This is a genomic window from Streptomyces sp. NPDC093109, assembly GCF_040701725.1.
Taxonomy (GTDB): domain Bacteria; phylum Actinomycetota; class Actinomycetes; order Streptomycetales; family Streptomycetaceae; genus Streptomyces.
In genome coordinates this window covers 1-20821 of record NZ_JBFBEZ010000051.1, presented here as the reverse complement: position 1 = coordinate 20821, position 20821 = coordinate 1, and the positions used below count along the sequence as shown (strand labels likewise).

Here is a 20821-nt window from a genome sequence, read left to right as displayed (position 1 = left end):
TCGCGGGAATGGGGAGTTCGATGTTTGTCCGTCCGGACTCTACCCATCGGTAACCTGTAGCTGTCACGATGCGGTCGACCCTTCAGCCCCGTCCCTCACCCCCAGGAGACCGGTATGGCGGCATTCGGCCGACTCAGCAGCATCGCCACGACAGCGGCGCTCACCGCGGTACTCGCCGCGGGCACCGCCCTCCCCGCCCTGGCCGCGGCGCCCACCACGGCCACCGCGACGACGACCGCCACCGCGGTGGCGGCGGCGAAGCCGGACTACGCGACGTGGCAGGCCGATATCGCCACCGTCCTGGACGAGGCCGACGCCTATGTCGCCGCCCGTATCGCCGCCGCGCCGGCCGGTGAGAAGCCCGCGATCGTGCTGGACATCGACAACACGTCCCTGGAGACCGACTACTCCTCGGCCATCCCGACCCCGGCCATCCGCAGGACCCTCGCCCTGGCGAACTTCGCCCACGCCCGGGGCGTCAAGATCTTCTTCGTCTCGGCCCGCCCCGACCTCATCCAGCCGATCACCGAGTACAACCTGAAGAAGGTCGGCTATCCGCTGGACGGCCTGTACAGCCGCTCGTTCCTCGACCTGTTCACCGAGGTCAGCGCGTTCAAGACGGCCCAGCGGGTGAAGATCGAGAAGAACGGCTACACGATCATCGCCAACATCGGCAACAACACCACGGACCTGACCGGCGGCCACGCCGAACGTACCTTCAAGCTCCCCGACTACGACGGCCAGCTCTCCTGACCCGGCGGGCCACGCACCCCCGGCGGCTTCTTCGACGCCGAAGGCCGCCTTCCCCGGTAAATCCATGGTGGGCGCGGACGGTTTCGAACCGCCGACATCCGCTTTGTAAGAGCGGCGCTCTACCCCTGAGCTACGCACCCGTGGACGAGGGAACAGCGTACATGGCGGAGGCGGGACCGCCGTAATCCGCGTGCGGGCGGGGCCCACCGTACGGGGGATATCCCCACCCCGGGACGGTGGGCGGCCGGATCGGCGGGCGGGGTCCGGGTCCGTACGGTGGTGGGGCGGCCGAGGGGTTCGGGCGCGTGCCGAGACACACCCCGGGGGTTCCGCCGTGGCCGGAAAAAGCCGTGACCGTACGCGTACGACGCTCATGGCGGCGGGCGGGGCACTGGCCGCCGTGCTGTTCGTGAGCGGGTGCGGGAGCGATCCCTCCGATGCGCCTGTGGAGAAGAAGTCGTTCGCGTTCGAGGGGAAGACGCTGACCATCGACACCTCGAACGCCGAAATCGATCTCGTGCCCGCCGATGTGACCTCGGTCGACGTGACGCGCCAGATCGACGGCTGGGTGCTGCTGGGCAGCGGGCCCAACGGCGTCTGGAAGATGGACGGATCCACGCTCACGCTCAAGGTGAAGTGCACCGGCCTCGCCAACGACTGCTCGTCCCGGCACGAGGTGAAGGTGCCGCGCGGGGTCGCCGTGACGCTGGAGGGGGACAACGGCAAGGTGACGGCGACCGGGTTCACCACGGCGCTCAAGCTGGTCTCGGACAACGGCGCGATCACCGTCGCGGACTCCAGCGGACCGCTCGACCTCAAGACCGACAACGGCAGCGTCACCGCGCGGAACGTCTCCTCGCGGACCGTGACCGCCAGGTCGGACAACGGCGCGATCCGGCTCGGGCTCACCGAGGCGCCCGACAGCGTGGACACCGCCAGTGACAACGGGGGGACCGAGATCACCCTGCCGCCGGGCGGCGCGTACGCGGTGACGACGTCCAGCGACAACGGCGCGGTCAACGTCGATGTGGAGAAGGACGCGACGAGCCCGCACGTGGTGAAGGCGCGCAGCGACAACGGGAAGATCACGGTGCGAACCGCGAACTGACCGGCCCGTGTGTTCGTTCATACCTGGTGGGAGAATGAACCAGGCCATGGCGATCGGCACGGGAGAGGGATGTGACGGCGACACACGCGCACGCGCAGCCGCACGCAGGAGCGAGAGCCACGGCGGAGGGCGCGGCACGAGCGCGTGCGGACGCCGTCACCGGGACCGCGCGCGAGGCCGGTGACGTCCGTACGCGCGGTGCCCTCGCCGATGTCCTCGCGCTCCTGCTGCTCCCCGTCCCCCTGCTGGTCGCCGCCTCGCCCGCGGCCTTCGCCGGTGGTGGCACCCGGCGCTGGTTCGGCGGGCGCGGGGAGAGTCTGCGGGCCGACGCGCAGGCCGCGAAGGACGCGGCTGCCGCCGCCTTCTACGAGCTGGACACCGCCCAGCGCGATCTGCGGATCTCGATGGAGACGATCACCGCGGTGGACAATTCGCCCGCCGCCCGGCGCGCCGCCGAAGGCTTCGCGGCGCTCGGCGAGCGGATCGACGCGGCCAGCCACACCTACATCGAGGCCGTGGACGCGCACGACCTCGACCGCGACGACCTGGAGCCGTCGGTCGCGTCCAAGGCGCGCGACGAGCTGACGAAGGCCAAGGACGAGCTGACCCGCGTCAAGACCGAACTCGACCGGTTCGGGCAGGGGCTCACCCCGCTCCTCGACAAGGCCGAGACCCAGCTGGCGCGGCTCGCCCCCGCCGTCGAGCGGGCGCGGCAGGCGCTCCTCGCCGCGAGCAACGCGCTCGACGCGGTGCGCGGCTCCGGACTGCGGGCGGACGATCTCGCCGCCCGGCTCGCGGCCCTCGCCCCCGAGCTGACCAAGCTCAACCAGGGCGCGGGCCGGCACGGCGTGCCGGAGACCATCCGGCGCGCGGAGCAGGTGCTGCACTCCGCCGACGCCGTACGGGAGGAAGCGTCACGGCTGCCCGAGCGCGCCCAGGAGATCGACCGGCGGCTGGTGTCGCTGCGTACCCGCGCCCAGGCCCTGACGACCCGCGCCGGCACCGTCGACCCGGTCCTGAGCGAGCTGCGCCGCCGCTTCGCCGCCGCCTGCTGGCAGGACCTCCAGCACGTTCCGGAACAGGCGGCGACCAGCGTCCGGCAGGCGGAGGAGAAGCTCAAGGAGGCCGCAGAGGCGCGCGCGGAGCAGCGCTGGGCCGACGCGACATCGCGGCTCGGCACGGCCCGCGCGCTGCTGAACGGTACGGACGAGGCGGTGTCGGCCGCCGGTGACCGGCTGCGCCGGCTGAACGCCGTGGCGAAGGACCCGCAGCAGGAGATCGACCGTACGCGCTTCGCGGTCAGGGACGCCCAGCGGCTGGCCATGACCGGCCGGCACACCCCGGACCCCCGGCACGCCCGCCCGCTGGACGACTCCGTGGCCAGGCTGGACCGGGCGGTGGCCGCGCTGGAGGGCCGCCACCCCGACTACTGGCAGTTCCTGACCGAGACGGAGGCGGTACGGAACACCGCCGCGCGGGTCGTCTCGGAGATCCGCGAGGAGCGGGGCACGGGGGCCTGAGTTGTCCCGTGGCCCCGGCGGGCTGATGCTGGAACGACAAGGGGAAGTACGACACGAAGTACGACACGACACATGGCACAACCAGGCCGGTGCACCACTCCCGTCCCAAGGAGGCCCGCCCATGGCCACCCCCGTGACACCTCCGGCAGCCGCACGGCCCGACCGGTCCCCCTATCCCCAGTACCACCTCCTGCACCACGAGCCCCGCCAGAGCCCGCGCCGCGCGCGCTGGCACCGGCGGCGGGTGCGGCTCGACTCGCAGCTCCCCCTCGACCACCGGCTCAACCAGATCTACCGCGTCGGCGCCGGACTGATGGGGATCTTCCTGATCGTCTTCGGCATCCTCGGGCTGGTCGACAAGATCGGTTTCTTCGGTACCGGCGGCCACGAGGTCGCGGGCCTGAACTCGAACGGCACGTTGAGCGTGCTGTCGATCTGTGTCGGGCTGGTGCTCCTGATCGGGATGGTGATCGGCGGCAACACCGCATCGACGCTGAACATGGTCTTCGGGATCCTCTTCATCGCCAGCGGATTCGTCAATCTGGCGCTGCTGGACACCAGTTACAACTTCCTCGCCTTCCACATCCAGAACGTGCTGTTCAGCTTCGTGGTCGGGGTGCTGCTGATGTTCTTCGGCATGTTCGGGCGGGTGAGCGCGACCCTCCCGCACAACAACCCGTACTGGCGCGCCCGCCACCCCGAGGCCGCCGAACGCGAGGCGTCCGGGCGCGAGCAGCGTGCCCGCGAGGGCGGCCATCGCCAACTGCCCGTCGGCTGAGGCACTAGCCTGAGCCTCATGCCTCGCTACGAATACCGCTGCCGGTCCTGTGGTGACACCTTCGAACTGACCCGGCCGATGGCCGAGTCCTCGGCCCCCGCCGCATGCCCCGAGGGGCACGACGACACCGTGAAACTGCTCTCGACCGTCGCCGTCGGCGGCAGCGCGAAGGGCTCCGGCGGCGCCGGTGCCCCCGCCCCGGCCGCCGGTGGTGGCGGGGGCGGCTGCTGCGGGGGTGGCTGCTGCGGCTGACCGGTCAGCGGCCCGACACGTACGGCGGCCCGGCGGGACGGTCAGGCGGCCGTACCCGCACCGCCCGCGGCGCTCGGATCCTCCGCGATCGCGACCATGCGCCGCAGGATCTCCTCCCCCGCCGTCACACCCTTCTCCTCCAGCGCCGTCACCCGCGGGGCGCTCCAGCCGCCGTCCGCCAGCTCACCGTGGCCGGGCCGCCACCCCCGGTCCGCCGCCAGCAGCAGATCGGCGTCGAGCAGCGAGTCACCGGCGGCGAGCGTCAGCTCCGCGCCGGTCCTGCGGGCCACCTCGCGCATCGCCGCGCTCTTGGTGAGCGGGCGCGGTACGGCGTAGATCTTGCGGCCCTGGAGCGAGACCGTCCAGCCCCGCTCGCCCGCCCACCCGGCCAGCTCCGCCACCCAGTCCCCGGGCAGCCGCTCGCGGTCGACGACGAGATACGCGAAGAGATCCTCGGCGGTCCGCTCCTTGAGCAGCCACGCGGGGTCGGCGGTGGCCAGCAGCCGCGCCCTGACCTCGGCCAGCGGCGCGCACCCGGCCGCCAGCCGCTCCGCCACGGCCGCCCGCCACGCCGGGTCGGACACCCCGTCGACCAGCAGGTGCCCGCCGTTGGCGCAGATCGCGAACTCCGGCTCCGGACCGGGCAGTCGGATGCGGCCGTACTGCTCCCGGGTCCGGGTGGTCGCCGGTACGAAGACGGCCGCGCGGGCCAGCCTGCCGAGCAGCTCCGCCGCCGTCTCCGTCAGATACGACAGGGGCCGCTGCTCGTACACCTCGACGCAGAGCAGCCGGGGCGCCTCCGCGTCCGGCCCGGTGAGCGCGAGCGCGCCGGCCGAGTAGATGAGTGTCCGGTCGAGGTCGCTGGCGACCAGGACCGGAGCGGCGGCACCGGCGGCGGCCGTCGCACCGGCGGCGGCAGTGGCAGTGGTCATGCGACGGTCACCGCCGTGCCGTCCGCGCCCGTCGCGCCGCGCGTGTACCGGGGGTGGATCAGCCCGACGCAGGTGTACGGGAGGCCGTCGGCCTCCTCCACCGGTACGCCGCGCTGCTCGGCCAGCAGCCGGACGTGGTCGAGGTCGGCGCCCGCGCCGCGCCGCGCGAGGATCTTCCAGGGGACGCGGCGCAGCAGCACCCGGGTGGTCTCGCCGACGCCCGGCTTGACGAGGTTCACGTCGTGGATGCCGTACTCCTCGCTGATCCGCTCGACGGCCGCCCAGCCCTCCCAGGTGGGGGCGCGGTCCGCCGCGAGCAGCTCCTTGACCTCAAGGTCCACGGCGTCCGCGACCTCGTCGAAACGGGCCTCGACGGTCTCCAGGAAGCTCCCGGAGACATCGGCGCCGGCCAGCTCGCGGTAGTACTTGGCGCCGTGGAAGTCGTCGGGGCCCACCAGGTCGGCGCGGAGCACCGTACGGGAGATCAGCCCGGAGACCGTCGAGTTGAGGCAGGCGGACGGGATGAGGAAGTCCTCCCGGGTGCCGTACGTCCGTACGCAGCCGCCCGGGTCCGCGAGGACGGCGATCTCCGGGTTGAACCCGTCGAACTCGGCGAGCGCCTCGGCCAGTTCGCGGGTGATGGCGCCCTTGCCGGTCCAGCCGTCGACGAAGACGACGTCGGCGGGGTCGTGGTGGGCCGCGAGCCAGCGCAGCGCGTTGGCGTCGATGCCCCGGCCGCGCACGATGGAGACGGCGTAGTGGGGCAGGTCGAGGCCGTGGCGGTGCTGGGCCCAGTGGCGCATCAGGACGCCGACGGGCGTACCGGCGCGGGCGAGCGACACCAGGACGGGGCGCGGCGACCGTTCGGCGAGGACCGTCTCGGTGACGGTGCCGACGGCGCGCGCGACCCGGGCCGCCGAGGTGTCGAGGGCGGCGGTGAAGAGCCGCTGGTACCGCTCGCTGGGCTGGTACTCGACGGGGAGCGACTCCGCGTAGTGCGCGCCGCCGTTCTGTATCGCCTCCTCGCGCTCCTCGGTGGGGGCCTCCAGCTCCACGTCGGAGAGGTCCTGGAGGAGCCAGCCGACGTCGTCGGGCGCGTAGGAGGAGAAGGCGGGGCCGCGGAGGGGCTCGGGCAGCATGGGGGGTTCCTGCCGTTCGGGAAGCGCGTGTGCGGGAAGCGCGTGTGCGGGAGGTACGGGTGCGGGGGGCACGGGAGCCTGGGGTACGTGCGCCGGGGGTACGTACGCGGGGATCGTGGCCAGCACCACGCGCGGGACGTGCGCCGCCAGCCGATCCAGCAGGCCGCCGGGGGCGTGGAGTTCGGGGGTGTCGCCGAGGGAGTCGACGACCGCGACGACGGCGTCGAAGCCGCCGCCCGCCACGTTGTACGCGTACCGGTCGCCGCTCCGGTCCTCCTCGGCGAGGGCGGCCGTGTCGTGCGCGGGGAAGACGAGCCGGGTGCGGATCGCGTAACCGGGGTCGTCCACGGCGAGGACGGGTGACCGGGTCGTGGTCGAGAACCGCACCTCGGTCTCGCCTTCGCCGCTCTCGGCCGCCCGTCGCTCCAGGGCCCCGGCCAGCCGCAGTGGCGCGTACATCAGCTCCTCGAAGCCCAGGACGAGCACGCGCCGGACGCCCTCGCCCAGCCCTGCGGCGACGGCGGTCGCCATCGCGGGCAGGGCGGCCTCCAGCCGGGCCCGGTGGGCGGGCGTGAAGCCGTGCCGGCCGCCGTCGGGGACCCCGGCCGGCCAGTCGAGCACGACCCGGGACACGGCACCGGCTCCGGCGCCTGCCTCGCCTCCGCCACCACCGGCGCCGTCCTCGCCACCGCCGGCGCCCCCGCCGGCCCGCGCGGCCCGTGCCTCGTACTCCGCCACCAGCGCCTGGCCCTTCGCCAGTACGCCCTCCGGCAGCCGTACCGTCCCGGAGGCCAGCGTCACCAGATCGACCCGCGCCCCGATCTCCCGGGCGAACTCCGCGAGCCGCCCCTGATCGGCCGCCGAGCGCATGTCGACCAGCGCGACGATCACGTACCACCCGCGCGGATAGCGCCCGTGCAGCGCGCGGACCGTGTTGAGCACGGTGTTGCCCGTGGAGAACTCGTCGTCGACGAGGACCAGCGGCCCGTCCGTGGCGAGCAGCCCGGGGTCCGACGGCAGCAGCAGATGCGAGGTGGCGTGCGAGTGCGACTCCTCGAAGCCGCCCGCCCGCGCGACCCCCGGCACCGGGCGGCGCGTCGAGTGCAGATACGGGGCGTGGCGGATGCCGTCGGCGACCGCGTGGCCGAGGCCGGTCGCGGTCTCCGCGTAGCCGAGGACCACCGCGCGCGCCACGTCGGCGCCGAGCAGCCGCCGTACGCGCTCGCCGAGGCGGAGCCCGGTGCCGTATACGACCTCGGGGCGCTGGGGCACATGCTTGCCCAGCACATTCGAGACAAGCAGATGCGCGCGCTTGGGGTTGCGGCGCAGCGCGAGACCCAGCAGGCCCCGCAGCTCGTCCGTAACGGTACCCCCGGCGCCTCCCTCACCCCCGGTGCTCCCCGTACCCCCGGCGCTTCCGGCGCTCCCGGCGCTTCCGGCGCTTCCGGCCAGTTCGACGCCCAGCCGGTCGGCGACCCACGTACCGGACCACACCGGCGCGCCGCCCCGCCCGGTCACGCGGCGAGTCCCGCGGCGAGCAGCTCCACGAAGCCGATGTCCTCGCGCGCGACGCCGAAGACCTCGGCCCGCCGCAGGGTCCGCTCCGCCCAGGCGCGGTGCGGCTTCACCTCGTTCATCTTGTTCGTGTACGCCGAGCGCAGCACTCCGCCGCCGTCCCGTTCGGGCCTCAGGATGTCCTGGGCGTCGCTGAACTCCTCGTGGCTGACCACCGACAGCGCGTGGACGGGCGGCACGTGGGAGGGGTGGATACAGGTCTTGCCGAGGAGGCCGTTGGCCCGGTCGAGCGCGATCTCGCGGAGCAGTCCGTCGAGATCGTGCTCGATCAGGGTCGCGCGGAGCTCCTCGGCGCGACCCTCCAGGAAGGGGCTGCGGCGCAGCTGGGGCTTGAACATGCGTTCCTGGAGGCGGAAGTACTCCCAGACCGGGCCGGTGATCGTGAAGCCGGAGCCGTCGGCGCGCCCCAGCACGTTCACCACGTCCGCGATGACCCCGGCCACGATCCGTACGTCGTACGCCGTCATGTCGGGCGAGCGGCGCAGGCCGTACGCCGAGCAGAAGTCGGTGACGCCCAGGCGCAGCGCGAGTACGCGGTCGCGGTGTTTGTCGACGGCGCCGGCGATGCCCGCGAGGGTCTCGGTCCTGGTCTCCAGGTGCAGCAGCTCGGGGGATTCGAGCACCGGCATCGCGTACAGCGTGCGTCCGCAGGCGCGCTCGGCGTCGGCGAGGGCCTCCAGGAAGGGGATGCCGCGCACCTCGGTGAACTTGGGCAGGACGAATCCGGAGAGCAGCCGGACCGTCGGGCCGAGCCGGTGCACCAGGTCGGTGATCTGCTCGGGTTCGCGGACGCGGATGAAGAGCAGCGGGGTGCCGGGGCCCGCGCCGGCACCGGTCCCGCCGCCGGTCCCGCCGACGGCACCGCTCTCGGTGCGTTCCGCGAGGTCGGCGAATTGCCGGACGAGGTTCTCCTCGGCGGCCTCGACCTCGTCGTCGTGAATGGAGTCCTCCAGGCAGAGCACCATGGAGACAACGCCCCGGCCGGTCTGTTTCACCACGTCGTCCGCGAGCCGGGGCCGGGTCGCGGGGCTGTAGAGCGTTGCCCCGAGGGCGACGGAGAGCAGCGCGGCGGGAGAGTCGGCGGTGAACTCGCTCGGCTCCTGGTGGAACAGGCCCTTCCGGGCAGTGGGCGGGATATGCCCGAAGTGACGCATGGTGAATCCCCTGTACTGCCGCTATGGCCCGTTCGGTCAGGTGGCCGGTAATAGTACGTACGGGCAAGTGTCAAGAGTTCCCCAGGTGGATGAATTCCCGGTAACTCGTCCACATCACGCCGCGCCATTGGTGCGGAATACGCGATACCGGTACGTGTCAGCGGCGCCCCGCCGCCCCGTGCCGACGCGTCTGTCCCCTGCCCCGCGTTGTCCGCACGGGGGCCGGGAAGGCAGGATGTCGGCTATGACGCACGCGATGCTCAAGGGCTCGAACGTCCCCCTCGACGCCATGGCCGTACGCGCCGTACTGCACTGGTCGCCCGGGCCGGGGGTGCCCGACGTGGACGCGTCCGCCCTGCTGCTCGGGCCCGGCGGCCGGGTGCGCTCCGACGAGGACTTCATCTTCTACAACCAGCCCCGGCATCCCTCGGGGCTGGTGCGCCGGCTGCCGAAGAAGCAGGTCGGCGAGGCCCTGACGGACAGCGTCGAGGCGGATCTGGTCGGGCTCGACCCGTCGGTCGAGCAGGTGGTGCTGGCGGCCTCCTCGGACGGCGCGAGCTTCCAGCACGTGGAGGACCTGCGGATCCTGCTGTACGACGCGGGCTCGCCCGACGGTGAGCCGCTGGCCGCCTTCGACGTACGGCCGGAGACCGGCGAGGAGACCGCGATCATCTGCGGCGAGCTGTACCGGCGCGGGGACGGCTGGAAGTTCCGGGCCGTGGGGCAGGGCTATCCGACCGGACTGGTCGGTCTGGCCACCGCGTTCGGTATCTCGGTGGACGACTCGGAGGAGGACGCGGAGGCGAGCGCCGACCCGTCGGCAGACGCCGGCGCGGACCGGCCCGCGCCGGCCCCCTCCCCCGGCGCCTTCGCCGGTGCGCCGGCCGACGACGAGGAGACCGCGCTGATTCCGACGATCCCGCCGCCGGCCGCACCGCCGGCCGGGGGCCCCGCGTACGGCTATCCGCAGCCCCCGCTGCCCGCCGCCCCGCCGCCGTACGGCTATCCGCAGCCGGTGTCGGCGCCGCGGCCCGCGTACGGCTACCCGCAGCCGGCCGCGGCAGCCGCGCCCGCGCCCGACCCGGGCTTCCGACTGCCCCCGATGGGCCCGCAGTTCGTACGGTAGGGCGGTTCATCCGGTAGGGGCGGTTCGTGCGGCAGGGGCGCGGGGCGCCGGCGGGCGGGGTCAGGTCTTCGTCTTGTAGCCGCGCCCCCACTGGAGGCCCCAGCCGTACAGCCGGTCCAGCTCCGCCTGGAACCCGTACACGTACTTCACCTCGCGGCGGATGACCAGCTCGCCCTTGACGTTGTCCAGCGAGAACACCGCGCAGGAACGGGCCTGGGGCGCCTGCTCGTCGAGGTCGATCTCTATGCGCGGGCCGTTGCTCGGATAGAGCGTGATGTGCGCGTGGGTGCGGTCGAAGGCGGGCGTCTGGTCGTAGATGTAGACGAAGAACAGCAGCCGCTTGATCGACTCGCGCTGGTCGAGGTTGACGTAGACCGTCTCGCCGGAGGACGCGCCGAACCGGTCGTCGCCGCTGAGCTTGATGTACGGCGGCCCGTTGAGGTCCCCGAGGAGGTTGCCCAGCGGCTGGACCACGCCCTTGGTGCCGTCGGTCAGTTCGTACATGCAGCCCAGGTCGAGGTCCACGTTGACGACGCCCAGGGTGTGGCCCTGGACGATCTCCGGCTTGAAGAGCTTCAGCGGATTGCTCAGCAGCCGGTTGTTCTGCCGTGACCGCTCACCGATGTCGGACGTGCGCATCTGCCACGAGAGGTTGACGCGGAGATTGCCCGTCGCCGCGCCCTGCTTGGAGAGCGAGACCGTCGGGCGCCGCTTGGTCAGCTCGATGGAGTTGGACGCCGCGTTGCCCGAATCGAACTGCGATGCCCGCTGTCCCTGCCACAGGTTGTCCCAGAAGGCCATGTCCCCCACCCCGTCTCTTGTCCGACTCGCCATCATCCAGCACGCCAACTCGCCGTACGCACCGAGAACATGCGCACACAGAACGACGGGGCGGCCGTGGGCTCACGCCTGACGGCCGCCCCGTGAAGAGCGTTCCCTGTTTTCCCTCCGGATCACACCCCGGAGGACCGGCTCATATGAGGGCTCACCGGCGCACCGCCTCAGGCGTGGAGCGCCGTCTTGTCCCCGTCCTTGTCCTTGTCCCCGCCCTCGGCCTCCAGCGCCTTGTTGCGGCGCACGGACGACCAGAAGGAGGCTCCGATGAGAACGACGCCGACCAGGCCGGTGATGATCTCGTTGATGGAGTACTCGATGGTGACGAGGAGGATCGCGGCGAGCGCACCGATCGCGTAGTGCGCGCCGTGCTCCAGGTAGACGTAGTCGTCCAGGGTGCCCTGGCGGACCAGATAGACGGTGAGGGAGCGGACGTACATCGCGCCGATGCCGAGGCCCAGCGCCATCCAGAAGATCTGGTTGGTGATGGCGAAGGCGCCGATCACGCCGTCGAAGGAGAAGGACGCGTCCAGGACTTCGAGGTACAGGAAGAGGAAGAACGCGGCCTTGCCGGCCAGTCCGACGGCGGAGACCTGCTTGCCCTCGGCCTTGGCCTTCTCCTCCGCCTCGTGCTCCTGCTCCTCGTCCTCCTCCAGCTTGTTCTCGAAGTAGCTGGAGAGACCGCCCACGATGAGGTACGTGATGAGCCCGGCGACCCCGGCGAGGAGCACGGTGGCCGACTTGTCCTCGTGGCCGGTGCTGACGTGCGCGCCGGTGGCGAAGGTCATGGCCGAGACGAGCAGGACGATCAGCGCGACGCAGACCGAGAGCATGTCGACCTTGCCCAGCTTGGCCAGCGGGCGCTCCAGCCAGCCGAGCCACTTGATGTCCCGGTCCTCGAAGATGAAGTCCAGGAAGATCATCAGCAGGAACATGCCGCCGAAGGAGGCGATGGCCGCGTGCGCGTCGGTGACCAGGTTCTTGTACTGGTCGGGGTGCTGCATCGCCAGCTGGACGGCGTCGATGGGCCCGACCTTGGCGCTGATCGCGACGATGACGACGGGGAACACCAGCCGCATGCCGAAGACCGCGATGATGACGCCGACGCTGAGGAAGATCTTCTGCCAGAAGGCATTCATCTTCTTCAGGATTCCGGCGTTGACCACCGCGTTGTCGAAGGACAGCGAAATTTCGAGGACCGACAGGATCAGCACGACCCCGAACGCCTGCCACCCCCACTGCCAGGCCGCGAAGGCGAGGCCGAGCACCGTGATGGCGAACGACCAGCCGAAGGTTTTCAGGATCACTCGGTACCCCATGTGTGATGAACGGGAGTTCCCCCGTGCAGAACGCCGCTCTCGCAGAGCGCCGCTTTACGAAACGTTGACCCCGAAGTCTAGGGCGATACCGCGCAGTCCGGACGCGTACCCCTGACCAACTGCACGGAACTTCCACTCGCCGCCGTAGCGGTAAAGCTCGCCGAAGATCATCGCTGTTTCGGTGGAGGCGTCCTCGCTCAGGTCGTAGCGCGCGAGTTCCTGTCCGTCGGCCTGATTGACCACGCGGATGAAAGCGTTGGCGACCTGGCCGAATGTCTGGCCGCGATTGTCGGCGTCGTGGATCGACACCGGGAAAACGATCTTGTCGCAGTGGGCCGGCACCTTGGAGAGGTCGACGATGATCGACTCGTCGTCCCCCTCGCCCTCGCCGGTCAGATTGTCACCGGTGTGCTCCACGGAGCCGTCCGGGCTGGTCAGATTGTTGTAGAAGACGAACCAGTCGTCGCCGAGAACCCGGCCGCTCTGGCAGAGCAGCGCGCTGGCGTCGAGGTCGAAGTCGGCTCCGGTGGTGGAGCGCGCGTCCCAGCCGAGCCCGACCAGCACCTGGGTGAGGTTCGGCGCGGCCTTGGAGAGGGAGACATTGCCTCCCTTGGCGAGTGTGACGCCCATGATGGTGAGTCCTCCCCGAGGTGATGTGGTGCCGTGCGTACGGCCGGCTCTGTTGCTCTGTTCCTCCGGTGATGACGGGCGGGACGCGGTCCGGCGCCGCACGGGAGGTGCGGCGCCGGATCCGGCCGCGCCCGGACGTCGCTCAGACGTTGACGCCGAAGTCCTGTGCGATACCCCGCAGACCCGAGGCGTACCCCTGGCCGATCGCGCGGAACTTCCACTCGGCTCCGTTGCGGTACAGCTCGCCGAAGACCATCGCGGTCTCCGTCGAGGCGTCCTCGCTCAGGTCGTACCGCGCGAGCTCGTTGTTGTCGGCCTGGTTGACGACGCGGATGTACGCGTTGCGGACCTGGCCGAAGGACTGCTGGCGGCTCTCGGCCTCGTAGATCGAGACGGGGAAGACGATCTTGTCGACATCCGCGGGAACCGTGGCGAGATTGACCTTGATCGCCTCGTCGTCGCCCTCGCCCTCACCGGTGAGGTTGTCACCGGTGTGCTCGACGGAGCCGTCGGGGCTCTTGAGGTTGTTGAAGAAGACGAAGTTTCCGTCGGTGGCGACCTTGCCCTCGGTGTTCGTCAGCAGGGCGCTGGCGTCGAGGTCGAAGTCGCTGCCGGTGGTCGTACGGGCGTCCCAGCCCAGACCCACGGTGACCGCGGTCAGGTTGGGCGCGGCCTTGGTCAGCGAGACGTTGCCGCCCTTGCTGAGGCTGACTCCCACGAGTCCTCCCTATGGTTTCTCGGGGCCGGCAACCGAGCCGGGCGCCCCTTTGGTGCGTTGGCATCCGATCAACGACTGGATCCTATGGACCGGTTCCCCGATACGACAGGATTTCGACAGCCGGAACGCCGATTCCTCGCCGGAGGGACCGGAACGGGCGTGTGCGGGGCCCGGCACGCGGTCTCAGAGGGCCGCCAGGGCCCTGAGGTACGCGTCGGGGTCCCGGGCGTCCGCCAGGCCGTTGACGACCGTCCAGCGCACGATGCCGGCCCGGTCGATGACGAAGGTGCCGCGCACGGCGCAGCCCTTCTCCTCGTCGAAGACGCCGTACGCGCGCGAGACCTCGCCGTGCGGCCAGAAGTCGGAGAGCAGCGGGAACTCCAGGCCCTCCTGGTCGCCGAAGACGCGCAGGGTGTGGATGGAGTCGTTGGAGACGGCGAGCAGCTGGGTGTCGTCGTTGACGAACGAGGACAGGCCGTCGCGCAGGGCGCGCAGCTCGCCGGTGCAGACGCCGGTGAAGGCGAACGGATAGAAGAGCAGCAGGACATCGCGGGCCGCGCCGGGGGCGCGGAAGTCGGACAGCCGTACGGTCCGCCCGTGGTTGTCCTTGAGCGCGAAGTCCGGGGCGGGGCTGCCGGCCTCGATCGCCATGGTGCACGTCCTTCGTTTCTCACGGCGGGCCCCTCCGCGCGGGCCCCGCTGTCGCCGTACACCCTACGCACGTGACCACGCACGGGGCCCCCGCCGACGGAGGTCGGCGGGGGCCCGGGGCCGGGACCAGGGCCCGGGCTGTGGGCCGGGGGTCCCGGGCGGCTGCGGCTGCGCGCCTGTAGCGGCGCTCGGAGTCAGCGCTTGGGCGCGACCAGTCGGCTGCCGGACCAGTCCTTGGCGACGCTGACGGCCTTGGTCTGGGACAGGCCGGCGGTCTGGGCGGCCTCGCTGATGTCGCTCGGTTCGACGTAGCCGTCACGGCCCGTCTTGGGAGTCAGCAGCCAGATCACGCCGCCGTCCTCCAACAGACCGATGGTGTCCACCAGCGCGTCCGTCAGGTCGCCGTCCTCGTCACGGAACCAGAGCACGACGGCGTCGGCGACGTCGTCGTAGTCCTCGTCGACGAGGTCCTGGCCGATGATGGACTCAATGCCCTCGCGGAGATCCTGGTCGACGTCGTCGTCGTAACCGATCTCCTGGACCACCTGTCCGGGTTCGAACCCAAGCCTCGCGGCAGGGTTGGTCCGTTCCTCCGCGTGGTCCGCGGTCGCGCTCACGGATTGCCTCCTGAATCATGTTTCGGATAAATGCTTCGGCCGCGCGCGTACGCGGGGCATTGGCCGTAGTCCACACGGACGGAGCGGATCGCGCAAGTACCCGGCCGCCGAGACCGCCGAAACGGTGACGATCCGGGCGCCTTCGTGGCATCTCCTGCCACTTCGCCCTCACACGCCGTGACACAGGCCATACACTTCCTCCTTTTCTGTCATCGTATGCCGGTTCGGTACGTCAATCAGACCCGGACGACCGAACGGAACAGATGGACGGGTTGGGCGTAAAGTTGCGATTTGAACCGGCACGGGTGTGGGTTACCTCTCGGTAGAGATGACGATGTCCGCCGGGGCGGTCCACGATGGACACGGCGTACGTGACGTGACCCTCCCTCGAAAGCGAAGGACACAGAGTGGCTTCCGGATCCGATCGCAACCCGATCATCATTGGCGGCCTTCCCAGCCAGGTCCCGGACTTCGATCCCGAAGAGACACAGGAGTGGCTCGACTCGCTCGACGCCGCCGTCGACGAGCGCGGCCGGGAACGCGCCCGCTATCTGATGCTGCGGCTGATCGAGCGCGCCCGCGAGAAGCGGGTCGCCGTGCCCGAGATGCGCAGCACGGACTACGTCAACACCATCGCCACCAAGGACGAGCCGTTCTTCCCCGGCAACGAGGAGATCGAGCGCCGGATCCTCAACGCGACCCGCTGGAACGCGGCCGTGATGGTCTCGCGCGCGCAGCGGCCGGGAATCGGGGTCGGCGGCCATATCGCCACGTTCGCCTCCTCCGCCTCCCTCTACGACGTGGGCTTCAACCACTTCTTCCGGGGCAAGGACGCCGGTGACGGCGGCGACCAGATCTTCTTCCAGGGGCACGCCTCGCCCGGCATCTACGCCCGCGCGTTCCTGCTCGACCGGCTGAGCGAGAAGCGGCTCGACGCGTTCCGCCAGGAGAAGTCGAAGGCCCCCTACGGCCTGTCGAGCTACCCGCATCCGCGGCTGATGCCGGACTTCTGGGAGTTCCCGACCGTCTCGATGGGCCTCGGCCCGCTCGGCGCGATCTACCAGGCGCGGATGAACCGCTACATGGCGGCGCGCGGCATCGCCGACACCTCCGCCTCGCACGTCTGGGCGTACCTCGGCGACGGTGAGATGGACGAGCCCGAGTCGCTGGGGCAGCTGTCCATCGCCGCCCGGGAGGGCCTGGACAATCTGACCTTCGTCGTCAACTGCAACCTCCAGCGCCTCGACGGCCCGGTGCGCGGCAACGGCAAGATCATCCAGGAGCTGGAGTCGCAGTTCCGGGGCGCCGGGTGGAATGTGATCAAGCTGGTCTGGGACCGCTCCTGGGACCCGCTGCTGGCCCAGGACCGGGACGGGGTGCTGGTCAACCGGCTGAACACCACGCCGGACGGTCAGTTCCAGACGTACGCCACGGAGACCGGCGCGTATATCCGCGAGCACTTCTTCGGCGACGACCAGCGGCTGCGCGCCATGGTCGAGAACATGTCCGACGACCAGATCCTCCATCTGGGGCGCGGCGGCCACGACCACCGGAAGGTGTACGCGGCGTACGCGGCGGCCAAGGCGCACCAGGGCCAGCCGACGGTGATCCTGGCGCAGACCGTCAAGGGCTGGACGCTCGGGCCGAACTTCGAGGGCCGCAACGCGACCCACCAGATGAAGAAGCTGACGGTCGCCGACCTGAAGGGCTTCCGGGACCGGCTGCACCTGCCGATCTCCGACAAGGAGCTGGAGGACGGCCCGCCGCCGTACTACCACCCCGGCCGGGACTCGGAGGAGATCCAGTACATGCACGACCGGCGCCGGGCGCTGGACGGGTACGTACCGACCCGGGTGGTCCGGGCGAAGCCGCTGGAGCTGCCCGGGGACACGGCATACGCGGCGGTGCGCAGAGGGTCCGGCCAGCAGTCGATCGCCACCACCATGGCTTTCGTACGGCTGCTCAAGGATCTGATGCGGGACAAGCAGATCGGCAGGCGGTTCGTGCTGATCGCCCCCGACGAGTACCGCACCTTCGGAATGGACTCGTTCTTCCCGACCGCCAAGATCTACAACCCGCTGGGGCAGCAGTACGAGTCGGTGGACCGCGAGCTGCTGCTCGCTTACAAGGAGTCGCCGACCGGGCAGCTGCTGCACGACGGCATCTCCGAGGCGGGGTGCACGGCCTCGCTGATCGCGGCGGGTTCGGCGTACGCCACCCACGGCGAGCCGCTGATCCCGGTCTATGTCTTCTACTCCATGTTCGGTTTCCAGCGGACCGGCGACCAGTTCTGGCAGATGGCCGATCAGCTGGCGCGTGGCTTCGTGCTGGGCGCGACCGCCGGCCGGACGACCCTGACCGGCGAGGGACTCCAGCACGCGGACGGGCACTCACATCTGCTGGCCTCCACCAACCCGGCGTGTGTCGCGTACGACCCCGCCTACGGCTTCGAGATCGCGCACATCGTCAAGGACGGGCTGCGCCGGATGTACGGCCCGGCGAGCGAGGACGTCTTCTACTACCTCACCGTCTACAACGAGCCGATCCAGCACCCCGCCGAGCCGGACGGGGTGGACGTGGACGGCATTCTCAAGGGCATTCACCTCTACAAGCGGGGCGAGGCCGGCGCGGTGCCGGCGCAGATCATGGCGTCGGGCGTCGCCGTGCCGTGGGCGGTCGAGGCGCAGCGGCTCCTCGCCGAGGAGTGGAACGTACGGGCGGACGTCTGGTCGGCGACCTCCTGGACCGAGCTGCGCCGGGAGGCCGTCGAGGTCGAGCGGCACAATCTGCTGCACCCGGAGGAGGAGCGGCGGGTGCCGTATGTGACGCGCAAGCTCTCGGGGGCGCAGGGGCCGTTCGTGGCGGTGTCGGACTGGATGCGTGCCGTGCCCGACCAGATCTCGCGCTGGGTGCCGGGCCGCTACCAGTCGCTGGGTGCGGACGGTTTCGGCTTCGCGGACACCCGGGGCGCGGCCCGCCGGTTCTTCCACATCGACGCGCAGTCGATCGTGCTCGGGGTGCTGACGGAGCTGGCCGACGAGGGCAAGGTCGACCGGTCGGTGCTGAAGCAGGCGGTGGACCGCTATCAGCTGCTGGACGTGGCGGCGGCCGACCCGGGCGCGGCGGGCGGCGACGCCTGACCGTTCGGTGTGTGCCGGGTACGGGCGGCGGAACCCGCGGAGGCCGCCGCCCGTACCCGTACGCGTGACCCGTCCGTACCCGTACGCGTGACCCGTGGCGGCCCGGTTCAGCGCTCCCAGATCTTGAACGCCCGTACGCGGTACGGCGAGCGGGGTGTCCAGGTGCCGCCCTTGCCCGGATAGGTCTCGAACTCCCCCGTCGTGCCGCACTCGGCCGACTGGTAGGTGGTCACGGGCCGGCCGGTCCGGTTGGCCAGCGAGTGGGCGGTGACGCCCGCGGGGAGCGGGACGCAGCTGTCGATGTCGGTGTCGGACAGCTCATGGGTGTGGCGTACGCCCTTGAAGTCCTCCTGCTCCCAGAGGCACAGCTCGCCCGTGGCGCACTCCCCCATCCGGCCCGGCGCGGCCTCGGCGACGCTCGTGGCGGCGGCGGGCAGCAGAGCGGCGACGGCCAGCGCCCCCGCGGTGACGGTCCTCGATGTCCGTGTGGTTCCGCGCATGTCGGATCAACCCCCGTGTGTTGTCGTGCGAATTCGGTCATCTCCAGCCTGACCTGCGACACCTCATGTCCGGAAGAGGCCGGGGCGGCCTCCACCCTGATAGGCGAGAGCCCTGCCGGAACCTTCCGGCGGGGCGCTGAACGGCAGAGAGTTGACGTCGGGTCAGCAGGGCGCTGACGCCAGATGTGCACCCTTCCGCCCGCCGCGGCGGCGTTGTCGCCCCACTTCGTCAGCAACGCGGTGTCGCCTCCCGGCGAGGGGCCGTGGACGTCTTGGGCTGAGCCCGGTGCGTACCTGCGGGTCGCCTCGTACGTGCGGGTTGTCGCCGAGGTCCCCTCCGGGGTCCCCTTTCCCGCCCGCACAGACCCACCCGGACACGCCCGCGCAGATGCTTGTCCAGGGCCATTCGGGTGAGTTCTGAATGCGGCGGGCCGTCAGCCGAAAAGTCGCGGATGCAGGGGGTACGGCGCACCGCACCGTGCACCCGCCGTCCACGTTGGGTGAAGTTACCCGCGGTTCAATCCTCCCCGAGGGGTGATCTCACTCACCCTCGTCGCGAAGGCCCTCGCCCTCGCCCTACGCTGGTGAGCAGTGAATTCCTTCGACTCCTCCCCCACCCTCAGCGCATGGCGCGCCCTCCTGGCCCTCGCCGTGGTGTTCGTGATGCTGGCGACGACCGGATGGACAGCCATGGCCCGCCACCGCGGCCCCGGCGAGCCTCTGAAGGTCGCCATCAGCGCGTGGGAGCGGGGCCGCACGGGCGTACGGCACCTGCCCTCCCCCACCGCGCCGCCCAAGGTCCTCGCCGCGTTCTTCGCCTCGCTCACCGCCGCCGAGCAGGCGCGGCTCGCCGCGACGTACCCGCTCGTCGTCGGCAACCTCAACGGCGCGCCGATCACCCTGCGCTACCGCGCCAACCGGCTCGCCCTGATCCAGGCGCGCCACGTCGAGGAGCGGCGGGCCCGTGACAGCCGGCTGTCGAGCGACGGCCGGGCGGTCGCCGACCGGCGGATGCGCCGGTTCGGCTCCCTGCTCGGCGGCGAGCGGCAGATCCTCTCGTTCGACCCGTCGGGCACCGGCCGCGTCGCCGAGGTGCTCGGCGACCTCGACCGCGCCCAGCGCGTGTCGATCGTCGTCCCCGGCGTGGACACGAACCTCCTCACCTTCGAGAAGTCCGACAACTGGTACACCGCGCCGGCCGGCATGGCCGAGTCGCTGTACGCCGCCGAGCGCTCCGCCGCGCCCACCGTCCGTACGGCCGTCATCGCCTGGGCCGACTACACCTCGCCCGCCGGCCTCGGCATGGACGCGGCGATCGGCAAACTCGCCGAGAGCGGCGCCGTACGGCTCACCGCCCTCACCGACGCCCTCCCGGGGAAGTCCCACGTCTCCCTCTTCTGCCACAGCTACGGCTCCGTGGTCTGCGGCGTCGCCGCCCACACGCTGCCCGCCCGGGTCACCGACGTGGCCGTCGCCGGCAGCCCCGGCATGCGCGTCGGCAACGCGGCCCAGCTCCACACCCGCGCGCGCGTCTGGGCGATGCGGGACGGCGACGACTGGATCCAGGACGTCCCGTACCTCGCGGTCGGCGGCCTCGGCCACGGCGCGGACCCCGTGTCCAAGGACTTCGGCGCGCGCGTCGTCGCGGCGCACGACGCGGTCGGCCACACCGGCTACTTCAAACCGGGCACCGAGAGCCTCGACAACTTCGCGGACATTGGGGTGGCTTCGTACGCGTCGGTGAGCTGCGCGGACGGTGGCACGAGGTGCCGCCGGTAGGTGGCGGGTCGCCTCCCGGCGGGGGGCCGTGGGTCTTGGGCGGGTGCGGTGCGCGCCTGCGGGTGCGTGCCTGCGGCGCTGGCCGGGGGTGCGGGTCTGTTCGGGCGGGGCCCGGTGCACAGCTGCGGGTTGTCGCCGGGGCGCCTCCCGGCGGGGCCGTGGGCTTAGCGGTGCGGTGTGGGTGTGGGCCGGTTGGTTCCGGTGCCGGGGGCCGGGGCACTCCGGAGGCGCATCCCCGGATGCACGATTTACGCCGCGTGCGGGCCGGTTCTCTGTCCGCGGGTGCGTTCAGCGGC

The 20821-nt window shown here is 71.2% G+C and carries 18 protein-coding genes and 1 tRNA gene; 8 read left to right on the top strand and 11 right to left on the bottom strand.

Annotated elements, in window-relative coordinates; all coding sequences use genetic code 11:
- Nucleotides 1-114 precede the first annotated feature (114 nt).
- Complete coding sequence (locus AB0389_RS32780) at nt 115-753, top strand: HAD family acid phosphatase (RefSeq protein WP_366399180.1); 639 nt, start codon at nt 115-117, stop codon at nt 751-753.
- 65 nt (nt 754-818) lie between these two features.
- Here the strand turns inward: AB0389_RS32780 and AB0389_RS32775 are convergent.
- Nucleotides 819-893 (bottom strand) — tRNA-Val (locus AB0389_RS32775).
- Nucleotides 894-1126: 233 nt separating this feature from the next.
- Between AB0389_RS32775 and AB0389_RS32770 the strand changes: the two genes are divergently transcribed.
- From AB0389_RS32770 to AB0389_RS32755, 4 genes are all read left to right on the top strand, one after another.
- Complete coding sequence (locus tag AB0389_RS32770; RefSeq protein WP_366399202.1) at nt 1127-1861, top strand: DUF4097 family beta strand repeat-containing protein; 735 nt, start codon at nt 1127-1129, stop codon at nt 1859-1861.
- A gap of 71 nt (nt 1862-1932) precedes the next feature.
- Nucleotides 1933-3381, top strand: coding sequence for a hypothetical protein (locus tag AB0389_RS32765; protein WP_366399179.1), 1449 nt, complete (start codon nt 1933-1935; stop codon nt 3379-3381).
- A 121-nt stretch (nt 3382-3502) separates the two neighbouring features.
- Nucleotides 3503-4159, top strand: coding sequence for a DUF4383 domain-containing protein (locus AB0389_RS32760; RefSeq protein ID WP_366399178.1), 657 nt, complete (start codon nt 3503-3505; stop codon nt 4157-4159).
- 18 nt (nt 4160-4177) lie between these two features.
- Nucleotides 4178-4411 carry a zinc ribbon domain-containing protein gene (locus tag AB0389_RS32755; protein WP_366399177.1) on the top strand — a complete coding sequence of 78 codons (234 nt, stop codon included), beginning with the start codon at nt 4178-4180 and terminating at the stop codon, nt 4409-4411.
- Nucleotides 4412-4452: 41 nt separating this feature from the next.
- On the opposite strand, the gene AB0389_RS32750 is transcribed toward AB0389_RS32755, so the two are convergent.
- Genes AB0389_RS32750 through AB0389_RS32740 form a run of 3 tightly spaced genes read right to left on the bottom strand, consistent with a single transcriptional unit; the run spans nt 4453 to nt 9211 of the window.
- Nucleotides 4453-5343 (bottom strand): HAD family hydrolase, encoded by an 891-nt coding sequence (locus tag AB0389_RS32750; RefSeq protein ID WP_366399176.1) that lies wholly within the window; start codon nt 5341-5343, stop codon nt 4453-4455.
- Complete coding sequence (locus AB0389_RS32745) at nt 5340-8000, bottom strand: phosphoribosyltransferase (RefSeq protein ID WP_366399175.1); 2661 nt, start codon at nt 7998-8000, stop codon at nt 5340-5342. The genes AB0389_RS32750 and AB0389_RS32745 overlap by 4 nt, the downstream gene beginning before the upstream one ends.
- Nucleotides 7997-9211: an HpcH/HpaI aldolase/citrate lyase family protein gene (locus tag AB0389_RS32740; RefSeq protein ID WP_366399174.1), complete on the bottom strand. Its 1215-nt coding sequence runs from the start codon at nt 9209-9211 to the stop codon at nt 7997-7999. The genes AB0389_RS32745 and AB0389_RS32740 overlap by 4 nt, the downstream gene beginning before the upstream one ends.
- Before the next feature lie 244 nt (nt 9212-9455).
- On the opposite strand from AB0389_RS32740, the gene AB0389_RS32735 reads away from it, so the two are divergent.
- A complete protein-coding gene (locus AB0389_RS32735) occupies nt 9456-10337 on the top strand; it encodes a TerD family protein (protein WP_366399173.1) in 882 nt (293 codons plus the stop codon).
- Nucleotides 10338-10397: 60 nt separating this feature from the next.
- Here AB0389_RS32735 and AB0389_RS32730 read toward each other — a convergent pair whose 3' ends face one another.
- The 6 genes from AB0389_RS32730 to AB0389_RS32705 all read right to left on the bottom strand — a co-directional run bounded on the left by AB0389_RS32730 (nt 10398) and on the right by AB0389_RS32705 (nt 15106).
- A complete protein-coding gene (locus AB0389_RS32730; protein WP_366399172.1) occupies nt 10398-11138 on the bottom strand; it encodes a Tellurium resistance in 741 nt (246 codons plus the stop codon).
- Nucleotides 11139-11338: 200 nt separating this feature from the next.
- Nucleotides 11339-12478, bottom strand: a complete 1140-nt coding sequence (locus tag AB0389_RS32725; protein WP_366399171.1) for a DUF475 domain-containing protein — start codon at nt 12476-12478, stop codon at nt 11339-11341.
- Nucleotides 12479-12544: 66 nt separating this feature from the next.
- A complete protein-coding gene (locus AB0389_RS32720; protein ID WP_366399170.1) occupies nt 12545-13120 on the bottom strand; it encodes a TerD family protein in 576 nt (191 codons plus the stop codon).
- A 142-nt stretch (nt 13121-13262) separates the two neighbouring features.
- The gene (locus AB0389_RS32715) at nt 13263-13838 is read right to left on the bottom strand and encodes a TerD family protein (protein ID WP_366399169.1); all 576 of its coding nucleotides are present in this window, start codon (nt 13836-13838) and stop codon (nt 13263-13265) included.
- Nucleotides 13839-14021: 183 nt separating this feature from the next.
- Entirely contained in the window at nt 14022-14489 is a 468-nt protein-coding gene (locus AB0389_RS32710) for a peroxiredoxin (RefSeq protein WP_366399168.1), read from the bottom strand.
- A 194-nt stretch (nt 14490-14683) separates the two neighbouring features.
- Entirely contained in the window at nt 14684-15106 is a 423-nt protein-coding gene (locus AB0389_RS32705) for a DUF3052 domain-containing protein (protein WP_366399167.1), read from the bottom strand.
- 407 nt (nt 15107-15513) lie between these two features.
- Between AB0389_RS32705 and aceE the strand changes: the two genes are divergently transcribed.
- Complete coding sequence (aceE, locus tag AB0389_RS32700; protein ID WP_366399166.1) at nt 15514-18246, top strand: pyruvate dehydrogenase (acetyl-transferring), homodimeric type; 2733 nt, start codon at nt 15514-15516, stop codon at nt 18244-18246.
- A gap of 107 nt (nt 18247-18353) precedes the next feature.
- Here aceE and AB0389_RS32695 read toward each other — a convergent pair whose 3' ends face one another.
- Nucleotides 18354-18746 (bottom strand): peptidase inhibitor family I36 protein, encoded by a 393-nt coding sequence (locus AB0389_RS32695; protein ID WP_366399165.1) that lies wholly within the window; start codon nt 18744-18746, stop codon nt 18354-18356.
- A gap of 591 nt (nt 18747-19337) precedes the next feature.
- Here AB0389_RS32695 and AB0389_RS32690 point away from each other — a divergent pair.
- A complete protein-coding gene (locus tag AB0389_RS32690) occupies nt 19338-20525 on the top strand; it encodes an alpha/beta hydrolase (RefSeq protein ID WP_366399164.1) in 1188 nt (395 codons plus the stop codon).
- The last annotated feature ends 296 nt before the right edge of the window (nt 20526-20821 follow it).

Bases quoted from the DNA above. Each gene is read 5' to 3' on its own strand.
- AB0389_RS32755 (WP_366399177.1), top strand. From the start codon at position 4,178: ATGCCTCGCTACGAATACCGCTGCCGGTCCTGTGGTGACACCTTCGAA.
- AB0389_RS32710 (WP_366399168.1), bottom strand. From the start codon at position 14,489: ATGGCGATCGAGGCCGGCAGCCCCGCCCCGGACTTCGCGCTCAAGGAC.
- AB0389_RS32720 (WP_366399170.1), bottom strand. From the start codon at position 13,120: ATGGGCGTCACACTCGCCAAGGGAGGCAATGTCTCCCTCTCCAAGGCC.
- AB0389_RS32760 (WP_366399178.1), top strand. From the start codon at position 3,503: ATGGCCACCCCCGTGACACCTCCGGCAGCCGCACGGCCCGACCGGTCC.
- AB0389_RS32780 (WP_366399180.1), top strand. From the start codon at position 115: ATGGCGGCATTCGGCCGACTCAGCAGCATCGCCACGACAGCGGCGCTC.
- AB0389_RS32740 (WP_366399174.1), bottom strand. From the start codon at position 9,211: ATGCGTCACTTCGGGCATATCCCGCCCACTGCCCGGAAGGGCCTGTTC.
- AB0389_RS32735 (WP_366399173.1), top strand. From the start codon at position 9,456: ATGACGCACGCGATGCTCAAGGGCTCGAACGTCCCCCTCGACGCCATG.
- AB0389_RS32770 (WP_366399202.1), top strand. From the start codon at position 1,127: ATGGCGGCGGGCGGGGCACTGGCCGCCGTGCTGTTCGTGAGCGGGTGC.
- AB0389_RS32730 (WP_366399172.1), bottom strand. From the start codon at position 11,138: ATGGCCTTCTGGGACAACCTGTGGCAGGGACAGCGGGCATCGCAGTTC.
- AB0389_RS32695 (WP_366399165.1), bottom strand. From the start codon at position 18,746: ATGCGCGGAACCACACGGACATCGAGGACCGTCACCGCGGGGGCGCTG.
- AB0389_RS32750 (WP_366399176.1), bottom strand. From the start codon at position 5,343: ATGACCACTGCCACTGCCGCCGCCGGTGCGACGGCCGCCGCCGGTGCC.